This window comes from Streptomyces sp. ML-6, from assembly GCF_030116705.1.
Lineage (GTDB): Bacteria > Actinomycetota > Actinomycetes > Streptomycetales > Streptomycetaceae > Streptomyces.
Window position 1 is genome coordinate 3323420 of record NZ_JAOTIK010000001.1, and the last position, 18266, is coordinate 3341685.

16 protein-coding genes and 2 pseudogenes are annotated in these 18266 nt (G+C 71.2%); 8 read left to right on the plus strand and 10 right to left on the minus strand.

The annotated features are described in order from the left end of the window. Positions 1 to 318 precede the first annotated feature (318 nt). The 6 genes and pseudogenes from OCT49_RS14430 to cseC form a co-directional block, all read left to right on the plus strand. Positions 319 to 969, plus strand: coding sequence for a phosphatase PAP2 family protein (locus OCT49_RS14430; RefSeq protein ID WP_283852281.1), 651 nt, complete (start codon positions 319 to 321; stop codon positions 967 to 969). Between the two features lie 235 nt (positions 970 to 1204). Then, the gene (locus tag OCT49_RS14435) at positions 1205 to 2107 is read left to right on the plus strand and encodes an HhH-GPD family protein (protein ID WP_283852282.1); all 903 of its coding nucleotides are present in this window, start codon (positions 1205 to 1207) and stop codon (positions 2105 to 2107) included. A 274-nt stretch (positions 2108 to 2381) separates the two neighbouring features. Then, on the plus strand, positions 2382 to 3029 hold the full coding sequence (locus OCT49_RS14440) for a SigE family RNA polymerase sigma factor (RefSeq protein WP_283852283.1): 648 nt from the start codon (positions 2382 to 2384) through the stop codon (positions 3027 to 3029). Further along, a complete protein-coding gene (locus OCT49_RS14445; protein WP_502963376.1) occupies positions 3017 to 3751 on the plus strand; it encodes a hypothetical protein in 735 nt (244 codons plus the stop codon). The genes OCT49_RS14440 and OCT49_RS14445 overlap by 13 nt, the downstream gene beginning before the upstream one ends. Positions 3752 to 3761: 10 nt before the next feature. After that, positions 3762 to 4466: a two-component system response regulator CseB gene (gene cseB, locus OCT49_RS14450; protein WP_283852284.1), complete on the plus strand. Its 705-nt coding sequence runs from the start codon at positions 3762 to 3764 to the stop codon at positions 4464 to 4466. Beyond that, a pseudogene (cseC, locus tag OCT49_RS14455) lies at positions 4463 to 5794 on the plus strand (two-component system sensor histidine kinase CseC); the annotation flags it as partial. The gene cseB and the pseudogene cseC, both read left to right, overlap by 4 nt. Positions 5795 to 6081: 287 nt before the next feature. Here the strand turns inward: cseC and OCT49_RS14460 are convergent. Further along, positions 6082 to 7686: an MDR family MFS transporter gene (locus OCT49_RS14460; protein ID WP_283852285.1), complete on the minus strand. Its 1605-nt coding sequence runs from the start codon at positions 7684 to 7686 to the stop codon at positions 6082 to 6084. A gap of 129 nt (positions 7687 to 7815) precedes the next feature. Between OCT49_RS14460 and OCT49_RS14465 the strand changes: the two genes are divergently transcribed. Beyond that, the gene (locus tag OCT49_RS14465) at positions 7816 to 8406 is read left to right on the plus strand and encodes a TetR/AcrR family transcriptional regulator (protein ID WP_283852286.1); all 591 of its coding nucleotides are present in this window, start codon (positions 7816 to 7818) and stop codon (positions 8404 to 8406) included. Between the two features lie 205 nt (positions 8407 to 8611). Here the strand turns inward: OCT49_RS14465 and OCT49_RS14470 are convergent, their stop codons facing one another. Together OCT49_RS14470 and OCT49_RS14475 are read right to left on the minus strand one after the other, a co-directional pair. Beyond that, positions 8612 to 9328: a M23 family metallopeptidase gene (locus OCT49_RS14470; protein WP_283852287.1), complete on the minus strand. Its 717-nt coding sequence runs from the start codon at positions 9326 to 9328 to the stop codon at positions 8612 to 8614. Between the two features lie 811 nt (positions 9329 to 10139). Continuing rightward, on the minus strand, positions 10140 to 12668 hold the full coding sequence (locus tag OCT49_RS14475) for an ATP-dependent Clp protease ATP-binding subunit (protein ID WP_283852288.1): 2529 nt from the start codon (positions 12666 to 12668) through the stop codon (positions 10140 to 10142). Between the two features lie 428 nt (positions 12669 to 13096). Here OCT49_RS14475 and OCT49_RS14480 point away from each other — a divergent pair, with 428 nt between their 5' ends. Further along, a complete protein-coding gene (locus tag OCT49_RS14480) occupies positions 13097 to 13705 on the plus strand; it encodes an SCO3374 family protein (RefSeq protein WP_283852289.1) in 609 nt (202 codons plus the stop codon). On the opposite strand, the gene OCT49_RS14485 is transcribed toward OCT49_RS14480, so the two are convergent. From OCT49_RS14485 to nadC, 7 genes and pseudogenes are all read right to left on the minus strand, one after another. After that, positions 13684 to 14019, minus strand: coding sequence for a histone-like nucleoid-structuring protein Lsr2 (locus OCT49_RS14485; RefSeq protein ID WP_283852290.1), 336 nt, complete (start codon positions 14017 to 14019; stop codon positions 13684 to 13686). The two genes, OCT49_RS14480 and OCT49_RS14485, sit on opposite strands and share 22 nt — an antisense overlap. 157 nt (positions 14020 to 14176) lie before the next feature. Beyond that, the gene (locus tag OCT49_RS14490) at positions 14177 to 14734 is read right to left on the minus strand and encodes an amino-acid N-acetyltransferase (protein ID WP_283852291.1); all 558 of its coding nucleotides are present in this window, start codon (positions 14732 to 14734) and stop codon (positions 14177 to 14179) included. Positions 14735 to 14744: 10 nt separating this feature from the next. After that, complete coding sequence (locus tag OCT49_RS14495) at positions 14745 to 15299, minus strand: BlaI/MecI/CopY family transcriptional regulator (protein WP_502963467.1); 555 nt, start codon at positions 15297 to 15299, stop codon at positions 14745 to 14747. Positions 15300 to 15444: 145 nt separating this feature from the next. After that, on the minus strand, positions 15445 to 15624 hold the full coding sequence (locus OCT49_RS14500; protein WP_283852293.1) for a hypothetical protein: 180 nt from the start codon (positions 15622 to 15624) through the stop codon (positions 15445 to 15447). 61 nt (positions 15625 to 15685) lie between these two features. Continuing rightward, positions 15686 to 16260: pseudogene (locus OCT49_RS14505) on the minus strand (hypothetical protein). A 138-nt stretch (positions 16261 to 16398) separates the two neighbouring features. After that, entirely contained in the window at positions 16399 to 17196 is a 798-nt protein-coding gene (locus tag OCT49_RS14510) for a type III pantothenate kinase (RefSeq protein ID WP_283852294.1), read from the minus strand. After that, entirely contained in the window at positions 17196 to 18266 is a 1071-nt protein-coding gene (gene nadC, locus OCT49_RS14515; protein WP_283852295.1) for a carboxylating nicotinate-nucleotide diphosphorylase, read from the minus strand. The genes OCT49_RS14510 and nadC overlap by 1 nt, the downstream gene beginning before the upstream one ends.

Sequence of the window (18266 nt, forward strand, 5' to 3'; positions counted from 1 at the left end):
CGAGAGATCGGCGGGCTCTCCCGCCCACCCACCGTCCCGAATCCCAAGTTTTACGGATCATCATCCCGGGATGGCCGGTTCTCGCCCCTGAGTTCGACCGACCGGAGCCTCGAACTCCACTACTCGGAACCCCTGTCTCCGCCGGTCGGAGCCCTTGCGCCCGCAGACCGGAGCGCCTGCCTCCGTCGCCCGACGCCTCTGCGCCCGTCGGGCGGAGCCCCTGATTCCCGTGCTCCGGAGGCCCGGATGTCCTCGTCCCCGGGCCTTGTCCGACGGCCCCGGTCGGACTCCCGTTTCCACTCACTACCCTCTGTGGACATGGATAGTTCAGTTACCGCCCCGCTCTACCGGGACATCACCGACTTCGCGCATGACATGCCGTCATGGGTCCAGCACCTCGCCGAGATATGGACGGAGCTCGGGCTTCTGGTCTTCGGTGTCCTGTTCGTCACCGGATGGTGGCGGGCCCGCCGGCAGGGGGACGGCGCCCTGGCGCTGGCGGTGCTCGCCCCCGTCGCGACGGCCTTCGGCTACGTGTGCAGCGAGGCGCTCAAGTCGGTGGTGGACGAGGAACGCCCCTGCCGGACGGTCGCCGGGGCGGCGGCCTCGCTGGTGACGTGCCCGCCGACGGGCGACTGGTCGTTCCCCAGCAACCACTCCGCGATCGCCGGGGCGGCGGCCGTCGCCATCGCCGTCGCCCGGCCCCGGCTGGCCTGGCTCACCGCGCCGCTGGCCCTGCTGATGGCCTTCTCCCGGGTCTTCGTCGGGGTGCACTACCCGCACGACGTGGCCGTCGGCCTGGTGCTGGGGGCCGTGGTGGCGGCCGCCGTGATCGCCGTGCTGAACCGCCCGGCGCGGGCGCTCGCCCGGACCGTACGGGGCAGTGCCGCACCGGTTGCCGCCTGGGCGTCGGGGCCCGGCGCGGGCGGCACGGACGGGCGTTCCCGGCGACGGCACGGGCGGAGCTGACACCCCCGGAGCGGGGCGGCCGGGGAGGGGCGGAAGCCGGCGGAAAGCGGCCGGCGGGAAGGTGGCGGGAAGGCGGGCGGAGCGGCTTGGGCCGGTTGGCCGGAGCCGTTTGGGCCGGTTGCCGGACTTCGGGGCGCGGATGGGTGGCGTTATCACCCCAAGGGCCCTCAGGCAGGGGCGACACCACCGTACGCGGAACCGTCTTCCGTTCTTCCGTGCCAGGATCGACAGTGCGATGACTGCCATGACTGCGACACAGACGCCCCCCACTTCCCTCCACTCCCCCGTGATCGGGTGGTTCGAACAGCACGCCCGCGATCTGCCCTGGCGCCGCCCCGAAGCGGGCGCCTGGGGTGTGATGGTGAGCGAGTTCATGCTGCAGCAGACCCCCGTCAACCGGGTCCTCCCGGTGTACGAACAGTGGCTGGCCCGCTGGCCCCGCCCCGCCGACCTGGCCGCCGAACCGCCCGGCGAGGCGGTCCGCGCCTGGGGCCGGCTCGGCTACCCGCGCCGGGCGCTGCGGCTGCACGGGGCCGCGCAGGCCATAACGGAGCGGCACGGCGGCGACGTACCGAGCGAGCACGGCCAGCTGCTCGCCCTGCCCGGCATCGGCGAGTACACCGCCGCGGCCGTGGCCTCGTTCGCGTACGGGCAGCGGCACGCCGTGCTCGACACGAACGTCCGCCGGGTGTTCGCACGGGCCGCGACCGGCATCCAGTACCCGCCGAACGCGACCACGGCCGCCGAGCGCAAGCTGGCCCGCGCGCTGCTGCCCGACGAGGACGAACGGGCGGCCCGCTGGGCCGCCGCGACGATGGAGCTCGGCGCCCTCGTCTGCACCGCCAAGAACGAGGACTGCGCCCGGTGCCCGATCGCCGCGCAGTGCGCCTGGCGGCTGGCCGGGAAGCCCGCCCACCAGGGGCCCCCGCGGCGCGGCCAGACCTACGCCGGAACCGACCGGCAGGTGCGCGGACGGCTGCTCGCCGTGTTGCGCGAGGCGGTGACACCGGTGCCGCAGTCGGCGTTGGACGCGGTGTGGGACGAACCGGTGCAGCGCGCCCGCGCGCTGGACGGCCTGGTCGCCGACGGCCTGGTCGAACCGCTGGCCGGCGGGCTGTACCGGTTGCCGATGACCTGAGCCCCGTCCCCGTGCGACCCGTGACCAGCGTCTCCTGCGAACCCTGATCCGTACCCCTCGCGTTCCCGGACCCGTACCCCCTCATGTTCGTGTTCCGGGGTTCGTACCCCCACCGGGCCGGCACTGTTACACAACCGATGGACAGCCGTGCGTCGGCGTATGGCTGCTCCGCACAACCTCGTGACAACAGCTCCGTAGCGTCTTCGACGTCAGCCCGACCGAACGATGGCTGACGGCGGTTCGACGGGGATACACGGGGACGGAGGCGGTTGGAATGGCGCACGGCGAGGTGCTCGAATTCGAGGAGTACGTACGCACCCGGCAGGACGCGCTGCTGCGCAGCGCGCGTCGGCTGGTGCCCGACCCCGTGGACGCGCAGGACCTGCTGCAGACCGCGCTGGCCCGCACGTACGGCCGCTGGGACGGCATCGCCGACAAGTCCCTCGCCGACGCCTACCTGCGCCGCGTCATGATCAACACCCGTACCGAGTGGTGGCGGGCCCGCAAGCTGGACGAGGTCCCCACCGAGCAGCTGCCCGACGCCAGCGTCGAGGACGGCACCGAGCAGCGTGCCGACCGCGCCCTGCTGATGGACGTGCTGGGCGTGCTGGCTCCCAAGCAGCGCAGTGTCGTCGTGCTGCGACACTGGGAGCAGATGAGCACGGAGGAGACGGCCGCGGCGCTCGGCATGTCGGCCGGTACGGTGAAGAGCACCCTGCACCGCGCGTTGGCACGGCTGCGCCAGGAACTGGAGAGCCGTGAGGCGGCGAGCAGGGAGGACCGGCTCCGCGAGGAGCGGGCCAGGACGGCCGACCGTGCTCCGGCCGCCGGCACCCCGGCACGTGCGCGGGAGACCGCGCGGGTACGGGCGCAGGCGGGCAGGCGTATGGACGAACGGGGGCGGGAGCGGTGCGCGGCCTGACAGCCAGCGATGACAGCGGCCACGGTGACGACCGTGGCGGCGGGAGAGACAACGGTGGCCGCACGGCCACCGGCAGACGGAGCCGGTCGCTGACCGGCCGGGCGGCGAGTGCCACGACCCTGGTCGGGCTCGCCGCCCTCGGGCTGTTCACCGCCGGCTGTTCCACCGGCGGGACCGGCACCCGGGACGAGGGCCCGGCCGGCACCCAGCCGATCATGCAGGCCACCCCCAGCGCCGACGCCTCGTCGCCGGCCCGGCCCCCGCGGGTCGACGCCGTGGCGCTGCTCAAGGGCGACCCCAAGGTCAGCGAGCGGGTCAGGACGGACCTGAAGCCCTGCACCGGCTCCGAGTACCCGGTGGACACCTCGTACGGCACCATGACCGGTGGCCCCTCGGCCGATGTCGTGGTGAACGTGATGACCTGCGGGGACTCGGTGGGCGTCGGCACGTACGTGTACCGCTCGCGGGGCAGCGGCTCGTACGAGAACGTCTTCGCCATCGAGCAGCCCGCGGTGTACGGCACCATCGACCGCGGCGACCTCGTGGTGACGACGCAGGTGTACGGGCAGAAGGACTCGGTCGCCTACCCCTCCGGCGAGGAAGTGATCACCTACCGCTGGACCACCAACCGCTTCACCGAACACGACCGGGTGCACAACGACTTCAACCGAGCCGTCGGCAACGGGGACCCCGGGCTCTCCGCCGAACCGGCGGAGAACTGAGAGCTGTTCGATGGCCGAGACCCACGTCCTGTTCGTCGAGGACGACGACGTCATCCGCGAGGCCACCCAGCTGGCGCTGGAGCGCGACGGCTTCGCGGTCACCGCGATGCCCGACGGACTGTCGGGCCTCGACGCGTTCCGGGCGAACCGCCCGGACATCGCCCTGCTCGACGTGATGGTGCCGGGGCTGGACGGGGTCAGCCTCTGCCGCCGCATCCGCGACGAGTCGACCGTCCCCGTGATCATGCTGTCGGCCCGGGCCGACTCGATCGACGTGGTCCTCGGCCTGGAGGCCGGCGCGGACGACTACGTCACCAAGCCCTTCGACGGGGCGGTCCTGGTCGCCCGCATCCGGGCCGTGCTGCGCCGCTTCGGCCACGCGTCGGGCGGGCAGCCGGGCAACGGGGAAGCGGAGTCGCAGGCCGTGGGCGGGGTGCTGGTCTTCGGCGACCTGGAGGTCGACACCGAGGGCATGGCGGTGCACCGCGGCGGCGAGCGGGTGTCGTTGACGCCGACCGAGATGCGGCTGCTGCTGGAGTTCTCCGCGGCGCCCGGCACGGTCCTCTCCCGCGACAAGCTCCTGGAACGGGTCTGGGACTACGGCTGGGGCGGTGACACCCGGGTCGTGGACGTCCATGTGCAGCGGCTGCGCACCAAGATCGGCCAGGACCGGATCGAGACGGTCCGCGGCTTCGGCTACAAGCTGAGGCCATGAGGCTGCCGACGCTGCGGACCGGGGTCCGCTGGAAGATCAGCATCGCGATCGCGGCGGTCGGCGCGCTGACCGCGGTCGCCCTCAGCTTCGTCGTCCACAACGCCGCCCGGGTCTCGATGCTGGAGAACGCCCGCGAGGTGCAGCTGGAACGGCTGACGCACGCGCAGTTGCTGTACGAGGCGACGAAGCCCCGCAAGGCCGATCCCCGCTTCGGTGCCAAGCTCAACGACCCGACGATGCCGCGCAGCCTGCGCGCGGAGACCAACCGGAACCGGCGCGCCACCCATGTCGAGGAGCTCGGGAACGGCACCCCCGACGTGTGGGCGGCCGTGCCCGTCGGCAACGGCAACGTGCTCTCGCTGCACACCCCGTTCGCGGACCGCAGCGCCACGATCATGAGCGACCTCGACCGGGCGCTGATCATCGGTTCGGTCTCGGTGGTGTTCGGCGGCTGCGCGCTGGGCGTGCTGATCGGCGGGCAGATCTCGCGCCGGCTGCGCAAGGCGGCGGCCGCGGCGGGCCGGGTCGCGCAGGGCAACACGGACGTACGGGTCAGGGAGGCCGTCGGCGGGGTCGTCCAGGACGAGACCGATGAGCTGGCCGGTGCCGTGGACGCGCTGACCGACGCGCTGAACGAGCGGATCGAGGCGGAACGGCGGGTCACCGCGGACATCGCGCACGAGCTGCGCACCCCGGTGACGGGTCTGCTGACGGCGGCCGAGCTGCTGCCGCCGGGCCGCCCCACGGAGCTGGTGCGGGACCGGGCGCAGGCGATGCGGACCCTCGTCGAGGACGTGCTGGAGGTGGCCCGGCTGGACAGCGCGTCGGAGCGGGCCGAGCTCCAGGAGATCGCGCTGGGCGAGTTCGTCAGCCGGCGGATCGCGCTGCTGGACCCGGACGTGCAGGTACGGGTCGTCCACGAGTCCTGGGTCAACACCGACCCGCGCAGGCTGGAGCGCATCCTCGGCAATCTGCTGGGCAACGCCGCCAAGCACGGCGCCACCCCGGTGGAGGTCACGGTCGAGGGCCGGGTGGTGCGGATCCGCGACCACGGCACCGGGTTCCCGGCGGCGCTGCTGCGCGAGGGGCCGAGCCGGTTCCGTACCGGGAGCAGCGACCGGGCCGGGCGCGGGCACGGCCTCGGGCTGACGATCGCCGCCGGTCAGGCCCGGGTCCTCGGGGCCCGGCTGACCTTCCGCAACGCGGCGCCCGAAGGGGCGGCGCAGGGCACGGGCGGGGCGATCGCCGTGCTGTGGCTGCCCGAACACGCGCCGACGAACACCGGCAGCTTCCCGATGCTCCCGCTGGCCGAGCAGCGCAAGTCCGATGAAGACGACGGGACCGACGGGACGAGGACGAAGAGGACCGGCAGGGCAGGCAAGTCGATCAGGGCGATCAAAGCAGGTAAGGCGGGCAGGAGCGGCAAGGAGCCGGCCGGCCGGAAGTCGCGGTCCGGCGGCTGACCCGGAGCCGGACGCCGGGCATCTGTCGCCTGTCGTCTGTTGCCGGGCGCCGGTCAGGGGCCGTACGACGGAAGGAGGCTCCCGGGGCGTGCCCCGGGAGCCTCCTCGTACGACCCGTCACCGGTCTCCGCGCCCGCGCGCGGTGGCGGTCGTCAGACGGACTCGGCCTGCCTGGCCCCGGCGGGCGGGACGTCCGCCGGCGACTTGGCCTCCGGGCCCGCCCCGCGCAGCGGCACCTCCTTGACGAAGACCGAGGCGACCAGCGCGATCACACCGACCGAGGCGGCCACCAGGAACGCGATGTGGGTCCCGGACGAGACCGCGAACTGGTAGGCCTCGCGCACCGCCTCCGGCAGCTTCGCCAGGCTGTCCGCGTCCAGCTGCGCGGACTGCTGGGTGGCCGCACCGCCGCCGCGGGCCACCATCTCGTCCTGCACCCGGCCGGTGAACAGCGCGCCCATGATCGCGACGCCGAAGGAGCTGCCGAGCGTGCGGAAGAGGGTGGTCGCGGAGGAGGCGACGCCCATGTCCCGCATCTCCACGCTGTTCTGCGCGACGAGCATCGTGATCTGCATCAGGAAGCCCATGCCCGCGCCGAGCACCGCCATGTAGACGCCGGAGGTGAGCCGCGTGGTCCCGACGTCCATCCGCGAGAGCAGGAACAGGCCGGCCACCATCAGGGCGGAGCCCGCGACGGGGAAGACCTTGTACTTGCCGGTGTTGGTGGTGATCCGCCCCGCGACCAGCGAGACGACCATCATCGCCAGCAGCATCGGCAGGAGCAGCAGGCCCGAGTTGGTCGCCGACGCGCCCTGGACGGACTGCTGGTACAGGGGCAGGAAGAGCACCGCGCCGAACATCACGAACCCCGAGATGAAGCCGAGGACGGACATCAGGGTGAAGTTGCGGTTGTGGAAGATGTGCAGCGGCATGATCGGTTCGGCCGCCTTCGTCTCGACGAAGAGGAAGCCGACGAGCGAGGCGACGCCGATCGCGATGAGCTCCATGATCACGGCGGAGTTCCAGTCGTACTCCGAACCGCCCCAGGTGGTGACCAGTACGATCGCGGTGATGCCGATGGTCAGCAGCGCCGCGCCGAGGTAGTCGACCTTGACCTCGGTGCGCTCCCGCTTCGGCAGGTGCAGCACGGCGGTGACCATGGCGAGGGCGACCGCGCCCAGCGGAAGGTTGATGTAGAAGCTCCAGCGCCAGCCGAGGTGGTCGGTGATGGTGCCGCCGACCAGCGGTCCGCCGATCATGGCGATGGCCATGACGCCGGCCATCATGCCCTGGTACTTGCCGCGCTCACGGGGCGGCACGAGGTCGCCGATGATCGCCATGACGCCGACCATCAGGCCGCCCGCGCCGAGCCCCTGGACCGCCCGGAAGCCGATCAGCTGGCCCATGTCCTGGGCCATCCCGCTCAGCACCGAGCCGATCAGGAAGATCACTATGGACGTGAGGAAGATGCCCTTGCGTCCGTACAGGTCGCCGAGCTTGCCCCAGATCGGGGTGGCGGCGGCGGTGGCCAGGGTGTACGCGGTGACGACCCAGGACAAGTGCTCCAGACCGCCGAGGTCGCCGACGATGGTCGGCATGGCCGTGCCGACGATCAGGTTGTCCAGCATGGCGAGCAGCATCGTGATCATCAGGGCGAGCATCACCACCCGGACGCTGCGTTGCGGCGCCCCGGGCTCCCCCTCCGGACGGTCGGCGCCTGCCGCCTTCCCGTCGGCCGCCTTCTTCAGATCGGTCATTCGGTCCCCACTCCCCCTGCTCCCCTGCACCGGCCCACGGACTTACTTGCCGACCGGCTAGTTGACTACACTGGGGAAAGTAGACTCCTGACTAGCCGGGCGTCAAGTAAGTTTTCGAGGGAGAGCTTCATGGGCAGCACGCCGCAGCCGCGCCGTGGCAACACGCGTCAGCGCATTCAGGACGTTGCCCTGGAACTCTTCGCCGAACAGGGCTACGAGAAGACCTCGCTCCGGGAGATCTCCGAGCGGCTGGATGTGACGAAGGCCGCACTGTATTACCACTTCAAGACCAAGGAAGACATCCTGATCAGCATCTTCGAGGACCTCGACCGTCCGCTCAGGGAGCTGATCGCCTGGGGCAAGGAGCAGCCCCGCACCCTGGAGACGAAGAAGGAGATCCTCCAGCGCTACAGCGAGACGCTGAAGGGCGCCGCCCCGCTCTTCCAGTTCGTGCAGGAGAACCAGGCGTCCGTGCGGGAGCTGAGCATCGGCCGGACCGTCAAGAAGCGCGTCCTGGACCTGGCCGAGCTGTTCGTGGACCCCGGCGCGTCACTGGCCGACCAGATGCGCTGCTTCACCGCGCTGCTGGCGATGCACTCCGGCATGTTCGCCCTCAAGGACGTCGAGGGCAGCGCCGAGGAGAAGCGCGCGGCCGTCCGCGAAGTCGCCTTCGAGCTGATCACCCGGGCGCACTCCCCGGAAGCGGGGGCCGGGGAGTAGCGCGGGCGAGGGGCGGGCCCGGGGGTACGGCGCGGAGGATACGGGGGCCCGAGCCGACCCGGAAGGTACGGCCCCGGAGGTACGGGGCCCGAGCCGACCCGGAAGGTACGGCCCCGGAGGTACGGGGCCCGAGCCGACCCGGAAGGTACGGCCCGGGAGGTACGGGCCCGGTGGGCCCAGCAGGCCGGGCCGGGCCGGCCCCGGGTCAGACGTTCACGCCCTTCTTGTTCAGGAAGCCGACCGGGTTGACCGCGGAGCCGTAGTCGGCGGTGTGCCGGATCTCGAAGTGCAGGTGCGGGCCGCTGGAGTTGCCGGTGTTACCGGAGAGCGCGATCTTCTCGCCGGTCTTCACGGCCTCGCCGACGCGCACCTCGATCTTCGACAGGTGGGCGTACTGCGAGTACGTACCGTTGGCGTGCTTGATCACGACGGCGTTGCCGTACGCGGGACCGTCGCCGCCGCCGTTCGGGCCGGCCTTCACGACGGTGCCGCCGTGCGCGGCCCCGACCTCGGTGCCGACCGGCACGGCGAAGTCCTGGCCGGAGTGCTTGTGGGCCCAGCGGCTGCCGTCGTTGCCGAAGCTCGCGCTGAGCTCGTAGCGGTCCACCGGGGCCGACCAGCCGTGGGCCTTCTTCAGGTCGGCCTTCTTCGCCGCGGCCGCCTTCTTCGCCGCCTCCTTGGCCGCGGCGGCCTTCTTGGCCGCCGCCTTGCCCTGCACGGCCGCCTGCTCGGCGACCGACGCGGCTGCGGGGGCGCCGGTCAGCTCCGCGAGGTTCAGCCCCGGGGCACCCGCCGTGCCGGCCGCGAACGCAGCGCCCGCGCCGAGGACCATCGACGTGCCCAGACCGGCCACCACGACGGCACCACGGACACGGGACAGGGACGGGCGGCGGGAGTGCTGGAACGGGACGCGCTTCGACATGGGCGGGAATCCTCCAGGAACGACTGGTCCCGGCGCTCCGGCCGGGCTGGCCATCCCTTGGTAACCCCCACCCCCACTTCCACTCAAACACCCCATCTACGAACAAAAGCCGTATGTGGCACATCGGAAATTCGCCCGCACCCGCCGGGCCCACCCCCCGCTCGCGACCGTCGAAAGCCTTGCCGCGAACAGGTTCGGCCTCCACTTCCAAACCGCCCGAACGGACGGATGCCAGCGATCCGGCCCCCTGCCCCTCCGGGGTCGGACACCCGCGCCGCCCCGGCCCCGAAGCCCCCCGCCCCGGACCCGGCGCCTCCTCCTACCGCCGCTAGTAGGCCCGGAACGGGCTGTGCGCCTTGTCACCGCCGGTGGGCCGGAGGCCTGTCCGTTTCAGGACCTTCGGCCCGGCCCCTGGCTGGGGTGACGGAACCAGCTCGGTTCCACCAGGGGGAACAGGACCATGACCCGTGACACCGCAGGCACCAGCGACTCCGGCGGGTCCGCGAACGGAACGGCACACCCTCCCGCGCCCGCCCGGCCCTCGGGGCCCGGCCGACGGTCGGCCGGGCCCCGAGGGCCGGGTGGGCCGGATGCCGGAGTCCGGCCGGGCCCTGCTGCTGGTCGACGACCTGGCCGAGGTCCCGGCCGAGGGCCGCGAGCAGGCGCACCAGCGGCTCCCCCGCCCCCTGACCCCGCCCCACGCCGGAAAAGGGGCTGCCCCGCCCCACGCCGGAAAAGGGGCTGCCCCGGACCGTTCGCACGGTCCGGGGCAGCCCCCTTCAGTCGCTCAGCTCGGCTCGGCGGCGGAGCCTCACACGTCCTTCGACATGTTCGGGCCCGTGCCACCGGCGGCCTGCTCGATCGGCGGGACGTCGGGCAGGGCCGACTTCTCCTCGCCGCGGAAGGTGAACTTCTTCTCCTCACCCTCGCCCTCGGTGCCGACGACCACGATGTGGCCGGGACGCAGCTCGCCGAAGAGGATCTTCTCGGAGAGGACGTCCTCGATCTCGCGCTGGATCGTCCGGCGCAGCGGCCGGGCGCCCATCACGGGGTCGTAGCCCTTCTTGGCGAGGAGCGTCTTGGCCTCCGCGCTGAGCTCGATGCCCATGTCGCGGTCCTTCAGGCGCTCGTCCACCTTGGCGATCATCAGGTCGACGATCTGGATGATGTCTTCCTGGCTGAGCTGGTGGAAGACGACCGTGTCGTCGACACGGTTGAGGAACTCGGGGCGGAAGTGCTGCTTCAGCTCTTCGTTGACCTTGTTCTTCATCCGCTCGTAGCCGGTCTTGACGTCGCCCTGGGCGGCGAAGCCCAGGTTGAAGCCCTTCGAGATGTCCCGCGTCCCGAGGTTGGTCGTCATGATGATGACCGTGTTCTTGAAGTCCACGACCCGACCCTGGGAGTCGGTCAGGCGACCGTCCTCCAGAATCTGGAGCAGGGAATTGAAGATATCGGGGTGGGCCTTCTCGACCTCGTCGAAGAGGACGACGGAGAACGGCTTGCGGCGCACCTTCTCGGTGAGCTGCCCGCCCTCTTCGTAACCCACGTAACCGGGGGGAGAACCGAAGAGCCGGGAAACCGTGTGCTTCTCGCTGAATTCCGACATGTCGAGGGAGATCAGCGCGTCCTCGTCACCGAAGAGGAATTCGGCGAGCGTCTTGGAGAGCTCCGTCTTACCGACACCGGACGGGCCGGCGAAGATGAACGAGCCACCGGGGCGCTTCGGGTCCTTCAGACCGGCCCGCGTACGGCGGATCGCCTGCGAGAGGGCCTTGATGGCGTCCTTCTGCCCGATGACGCGCTTGTGGAGCTCGTCCTCCATGCGCAGCAGGCGGGAGGACTCCTCCTCCGTCAGCTTGAAGACCGGGATGCCGGTGGCGGTGGCCAGGACCTCGGCGATCAGCTCGCCGTCGACCTCGGCCACGACGTCCATGTCGCCGGCCTTCCACTCCTTCTCGCGCTTGGCCTTCGCCGCCAGCAGCTGCTTCTCCTTGTCGCGGAGGGAAGCCGCCTTCTCGAAGTCCTGGGAGTCGATGGCCGACTCCTTGTCGCGGCGGACGCCCGCGATCTTCTCGTCGAACTCGCGGAGGTCCGGCGGCGCGGTCATCCGGCGGATGCGCATCCGGGAACCGGCCTCGTCGATCAGGTCGATCGCCTTGTCCGGCAGGAAGCGGTCCGAGATGTACCGGTCGGCCAGCGTCGCGGCCTGGACCAGCGCCTCGTCCGTGATGGAGACGCGGTGGTGGGCCTCGTAGCGGTCGCGCAGACCCTTGAGGATCTCGATGGTGTGCGGCAGCGAGGGCTCGGCGACCTGGATGGGCTGGAAGCGGCGCTCCAGCGCGGCGTCCTTCTCCAGGTGCTTGCGGTACTCGTCGAGCGTGGTGGCGCCGATGGTCTGCAGCTCGCCGCGGGCCAGCATGGGCTTCAGGATCGAGGCCGCGTCGATGGCGCCCTCGGCGGCACCCGCACCGACCAGCGTGTGGAGCTCGTCGATGAACAGGATGATGTCGCCGCGGGTGCGGATCTCCTTGAGGACCTTCTTCAGGCGCTCCTCGAAGTCACCGCGGTAGCGGGAGCCGGCGACCAGCGCGCCGAGGTCGAGGGTGTAGAGGTGCTTGTCCTTGAGGGTCTCGGGCACCTCGCCCTTGACGATGGCCTGCGCCAGGCCCTCGACGACCGCCGTCTTGCCGACGCCGGGCTCGCCGATGAGGACCGGGTTGTTCTTGGTACGGCGGGACAGCACCTGCATGACCCGCTCGATCTCCTTCTCGCGCCCGATGACCGGGTCGAGCTTGGATTCGCGGGCGGCCTGGGTGAGGTTCCGGCCGAACTGGTCGAGCACCAGGGACGTGGAGGGCGTGCCTTCCGCGGGGCCGCCCGCGGTCGCCGCCTCCTTGCTGCCCGAGTACCCGGAGAGCAGCTGGATGACCTGCTGCCGCACCCGGTTCAGGTCGGCGCCCAGCTTCACGAGGACCTGGGCGGCGACGCCCTCGCCCTCGCGGATCAGGCCGAGCAGGATGTGCTCGGTGCCGATGTAGTTGTGGCCGAGCTGGAGGGCCTCACGGAGCGAGAGCTCCAGGACCTTCTTGGCCCGGGGCGTGAAGGGGATGTGCCCGGACGGGGCCTGCTGGCCCTGGCCGATGATCTCCTCCACCTGCTGGCGGACCGCCTCGAGCGAAATCCCGAGGCTCTCCAGGGCCTTAGCGGCGACACCCTCACCCTCGTGGATAAGGCCCAGGAGGATGTGCTCGGTGCCGATGTAGTTGTGGTTGAGCATCCGGGCTTCTTCCTGAGCCAGGACGACAACCCGCCGCGCGCGGTCGGTGAACCTCTCGAACATCGTTAATCGCTCCTCAGAGCGGTCAGGCAGTTAGGGGTCGGTCCCCTCCCTGTCCTTCCGCAGCTTAGTCCCGCAAGCGGGGACCGCTCATTCCAACTGCCGACACCGTCCTTGGCCTCCTGCCCCGAACGCCGACAACTTCTCCAACCCGATGGTGCGAGACGATGTTCCCGCAGGCCAGGCAGATACCCCTTTCGCCAGTACGCCGATGGCGAACGTGAGACGCCCGAACCTGCGTGTCGTCCCTCCCCACTAGGGATGTCTTACCCGCAATTACAGACAGTCCATGCGGCGCGTGCCGGTTCCCTCCGCTACGGGCGAACATCTTCGCGCTCCCGAATACGCCCCTACGCCCCCATCCCGGACACATTGCGCACCCGGCGGTGAACTCTGCGTAACCCCCGGGGCCTCCGGGCCGTTCTTCCGGCATGGCCCTCACCGTCCCGTCTCCCCCGCCGTCGGTCAGCGGCGGGCGGGAGATCCATGGCGACCGCGCCCGGTGGGCGCAATGGTACGAACGAGAGCTCGGCTGGGCGACGGCGGGCACCGAGCCGGTGCGCCTGCTGACCGGGCTGCGGTTCGACGTGCTCCAGGTGCCCGCGGCCGTCGGCCACGCGGTGCTGCGGCGGGTGGACCGCACCGGGCCCGTGGCGCTGTCGGGGGCGCGGATGAACCTGCTGGTGGCGGCGGGGAGCGCCGAGGAGCTGCCCGGGCTGCTCGATTGGCTGGAGTGGGGAGGCGTCGCCCTCTCGCTGACCGTCTTCGGCGCGGGTGGCCGGATCACCGCCCCCGCGCCGCCGGGACGGGCGGCGGGCCGGCCGGGGGCCGCCGTGTGGCTGCGGCCCCCCGGGCTGCGGCACGAGGAGGGGTCGGGACTCCCGGCCCTCACCGGTCTCGGGAGCAGGGGCGGGAGTGCTCCCGATCTCGTGCGGCTGGTGGACTCGGTGGCCACGGAATGCCACCGCGCCCGGTTGTTGCGTGCCCGAACGGGGCGGTCGACCGATGGATCGGCCGCTCAGCCGTTGGCCTTCTCGTAAGCTTCGCGGATCTCCGCGGGAACACGGCCACGGTCATTCACGTTGTGGCCGTTCTCGCGGGCCCACTTACGGATCTCCGCGGTGTCCTTGTTGCCGCCCGTGGCGGCGCGGCCCTTGCCGCGACCGGACGCCGCACGGCCACCCGTCCGCCGGCCACCCTTGGTGTACGGCTCGAGAAGGCCACGGAGCTTGTCCGCGTTGCTGGTGGTGAGGTCAATCTCGTACGTCTTGCCATCGAGGGCGAACGTGACCGTCTCGTCCGCCTCGCCGCCGTCGAGGTCATCGACAAGAAGGACCTGAACCTTCTGTGCCACTGGATTCCCTTTCATCGAAAATGCAGTACGCGGAAAGGAAACCGCTTTTCCCCGAAAAACACAAACCCCCGGGAGAGGTTCAGGATCCCGGGGGCACGGGAAACGTGCGCGATTCGGACATAGGGTTCCGGCTTCTTGTGGTGCTCGCAGATGGCGCTCACAGATGCAGAAGCATCCGGCTGTTGCCCAAGGTGTTCGGCTTCACTCGTTCGAGCCCCAGGAACTCCGCTACGCCCTCGTCATAGGAACGCAGCAGCTCACTGTAGACATCTCCGTCGACCGGCGTCTCTCCGATCTCCACGAAGCCGTGCTTCGCGAAGAAGTCCACTTCGAAGGTGAGGCAGAAAACCCTGCGCACACCCAGCCAGCGAGCGGTCTGCAACAACTTGTCGAGCACTTGATGTCCGACTCCGGCACCCCTGATGCTGTGATCCACGGCGAGAGTACGCACTTCGGCGAGGTCTTCCCACATGACGTGCAGTGCGCCGCAGCCGATGACCCGGGCGTCCTCGTCGCGTTCCGCGATCCAGAACTCCTGGATGTCCTCGTAAAGCGTCACCGTCGCTTTGTCGAGCAGGATCCCTTCGCGTACGTACCCGTCGAGGAGACGGCGGACCGATGCCACATCACTGGTCCTGGCGCGGCGGACCGTGACGGCTACGTTTATGGCGGACGGTTCGGTACGGGAATCGGCCGAGGGAAGCTCTGAGGACATACCCCCGACGCTATCGCCCGGCCTCCGCGCCCGCCCCATCGGCCGGATCTCCGGACGCCGTACCGGATGCCCCTGCGGCCGGGGCCCCGTTCCGGCCCCCGTTGTTTCCGCCGGCCGGTCCGGGGGCGGTCGCGCCTTCGCGTTCCCCGGCCCGTCCGCCCTCGTCCGCCGGTTCGTCCGCGGGTGCGTCCGCGGGTGCGTCGCCGGGTTCACCGGCCGACGCGCCGGAAGGTCCGGCGAGATCGGGAAGAATGATCCGCATGGCGTCCTGAAGGGCCTCGCGCTGCTCGGGGGACATCATGCCGAAGAAGGCGACAAGAGCAGCCGCCGGGTTGTCACTGCGCGACCATGCTTCGTTCATCAGTGCGGCCGAGTAGGCGGCCCGGGTGGAGACCGCCGTATATCTATATGCGCGGCCGTCCACTTCCCTGCGCACCCAGCCCTTCTGATGGAGATTGTCCATTACCGTCATGACGGTGGTGTAGGCGATGGAGCGTTCCTGCTGAAGGTCCTCCAGGACTTCCCGCACGGTGACCGGACGGTTCCATTGCCAGACCCGTGTCATCACGGCGTCTTCGAGATCTCCCAATTGGCGGGGCACAATGTCACTTTAGTGCCATACGCCCGGAATGACCGGTTATTCGTGCGACAAAAGGCGCACGGCTCAAGACGAGCCGTGCGCCTTTCGGGTGCTGCGGGGTGCGGGACGATCAGTCGCTGTCGCCCGCCGAGGACTGCCGGGGCGATCCGACGCTCCCGGCCGCCGCGTCCACGATCGCGTCCTCCTTCGTCTTGTTGGGACCGCCCTGGCTCTTGACGATCGTCACGACGAGGCCGATGAAGAAGGCGGCCATCACCACGGGGGGCACGAGCGCGGCTACGTAGTCCATGGCATCCAGAGTAGCGAGGCGGGGGCGGGCCGCCCGCGCACCCCCTCCCGCGTCGCGGCCCTCAGCCCGCGACGCGCCGGCCCACCGGCGGGACCGGGCGGCGGCGGGGCGGGAAGACCTCCGAGGGCTTCGGCGCGGGACGCTCGGGCGGCACGGCGGGACCGGGCGGCGCGGCCGGGGTCTTCGGCCGTTCGGGTTCGCCGTCCGCCGCCCGGCCGCCCGGCAGGGCGAGCAGCCGCCCGCGCGGCGCGGGGCCGGGACGGCGCGGCCGGCGAGGCGGGAGCGCACCGACCGTTCCGCGGCCGTCCGGCAGCGTTCCAGGAGCGCCGCGGCCACCGGCCGGTGGCGCAGGGCGCGCAGCGCGGCGAGGTCGTCGGGAACCGGGTCGTACCCGCCGGCCAGGGCGTCCTGGAGGAGCTCCAGGTAGCCGGCGGCGGAGCCGGGGAGGGCGCCCCGGTAGCGGGCGAGGTCGGCGAGGAGGAAGGCGCGCATCCGTCCCGCCTCGCCGACCGCCTCGTCCACGGCGCCGGCCAGGCGCAGGCAGTCCTGGACGTCCTCGTCGGGCAGGGGCATGGGGTGGAGGACGGTGGCGAGGGCGCGTCGGAGCACACGCAGCTCGTCCGCGCCGAACGCCATGCCGCCCCGTGTTCCGTAAGGCGTGGGCATGAAGCGACAATACGTGCTAAATGGACAAAATCGGCTTAACGGGTCGTCGGCGGCGCGGCGGCGGCATCCCGCCCCGCGCCGCGTTCCCGCAGGTACGACCCGTTTCCGCTACAGCCGGGAGGCGTTGCGCTCGTACACCAGGCGCAGGCCGATGAGGGTCAGCCAGGGCTCGTGCTCGTCGATCACGGAGGACTCGCCCAACACCATCGGAGCAAGGCCCCCGGTCGCGATGACGGTGACGTCCTCGGGGTCGGCCGCCAGTTCCTTCTTCATCCGGGTGACGACGCCGTCGACCTGGCCGGCGAAGCCGTGGATGATGCCCGACTGCATCGCCTCGACCGTGTTCTTGCCGATCACGCTGCGCGGCCGGGCCAGCTCGATCTTGCGGAGCTGGGCGCCCCGGACGCCGAGCGCCTCGACGGAGATCTCGATGCCGGGCGCGATGACGCCGCCGGTGTACTCGCCCCGGGCGGAGACCGCGTCGAAGGTGGTGGCCGTGCCGAAGTCGACGACGATCGCCGGACCGCCGTACAGGTCGACGGCGGCGACCGCGTTGACGATGCGGTCCGCGCCGACCTCCTTCGGGTTGTCCATCAGGATCGGCACCCCGGTCTTGATGCCGGGCTCGACGAGGACCGCGGGGACGTCGCCGTAGTAGCGGCGGGTCACCTCGCGCAGCTCGTGCAGCACGGTCGGGACCGTGGAGCAGATCGCGATGCCCTCGATGCCGTCGCCCAGCTCCATGCCCAGCAGCGGGTGCATGCCCATCAGGCCCTGGAGGAGGACGGCGAGCTCGTCGGCGGTGCGGCGGGCGTCGGTGGAGATCCGCCAGTGCTCGACGATCTCCTCGCCGTCGAACAGGCCGAGGACGGTGTGGGTGTTGCCGACGTCGATGGTGAGCAGCATCAGGCGTCGGCCCCGTCGGTGTCGGTCCCGTCGGCGTCGTCGTCCGCGTCACGGAAGTCCAGGCCGATGTCGAGGATCGGCGAGGAGTGGGTGAGCGCGCCGACGGCCAGGTAGTCGACGCCCGCCTCGGCGTAGGCGCGGGCGTTGTCGAGGGAGAGCCGCCCGGAGGACTCCAGGACCGCGCGCCCGGCGACCAGGGCGACCGCCTCGGCCGTCTGGAGCGGCGTGAAGTTGTCCAGCAGGATCAGGTCGGCGCCCGCGTCGAGGACCTCGCGGACCTGCTGGAGCGTGTCGACCTCGACCTCGATCGGCACCTCGGGGAACTCGTCCCGCACCCGCTTGAACGCCTCGGCCACGCCGCCCGCGGCGACCACGTGGTTGTCCTTGACCAGCGCCGCGTCCGCGAGGGACATCCGGTGGTTGACGCCGCCGCCGCAGCGGACCGCGTACTTCTCCAGGGCGCGCAGGCCCGGGGTGGTCTTGCGGGTGTCGCGGACCTCGGCCTTGGTTCCTTCGAGCGCGTCGGCCCAGGCGCGGGTGGCGGTCGCGATGCCGGAGAGCCGGCAGAGCAGGTTGAGCGCGCTGCGCTCGCCGGTGAGCAGGTCGCGGGTGCGGGTGGTGACCGTCAGCAGCTTCTGGCCGGGGACGACGCGGTCGCCGTCCTCGACGTGGCGCTCGACCTCGAACTCCTCGGTGCAGACGATGGACAGGACGGCCTCGGCGACGCGCAGCCCGGCCACCACGCCCGCCTCGCGGGCGGTGAAGTCGCCGGTGGCCATGGCGTCCTCGGCGACCGTGGCGACGGTGGTGACGTCCACCCCGCCGTCCAGGTCCTCCTCGATCGCGACGTGCGCGATGTCCTCGACCTCCACCGGGTCCAGGCCCGCGTCGGCCAGCAGCCGCGCGAGGGCCGGGTCCAGGCCGCACTCCATGGCGTCGGGCCCGTAGGACTCGTCGCCGCCGCAGCCGCAGCCGTCCCCGCAGCCGCCCTCGGAGGCTGCGGACGCGCCGATCTGGATCAGCGGTACGTCCACGGGGGTGGGGTGCGGGTTCTCTTCGGGCGTGCTCAC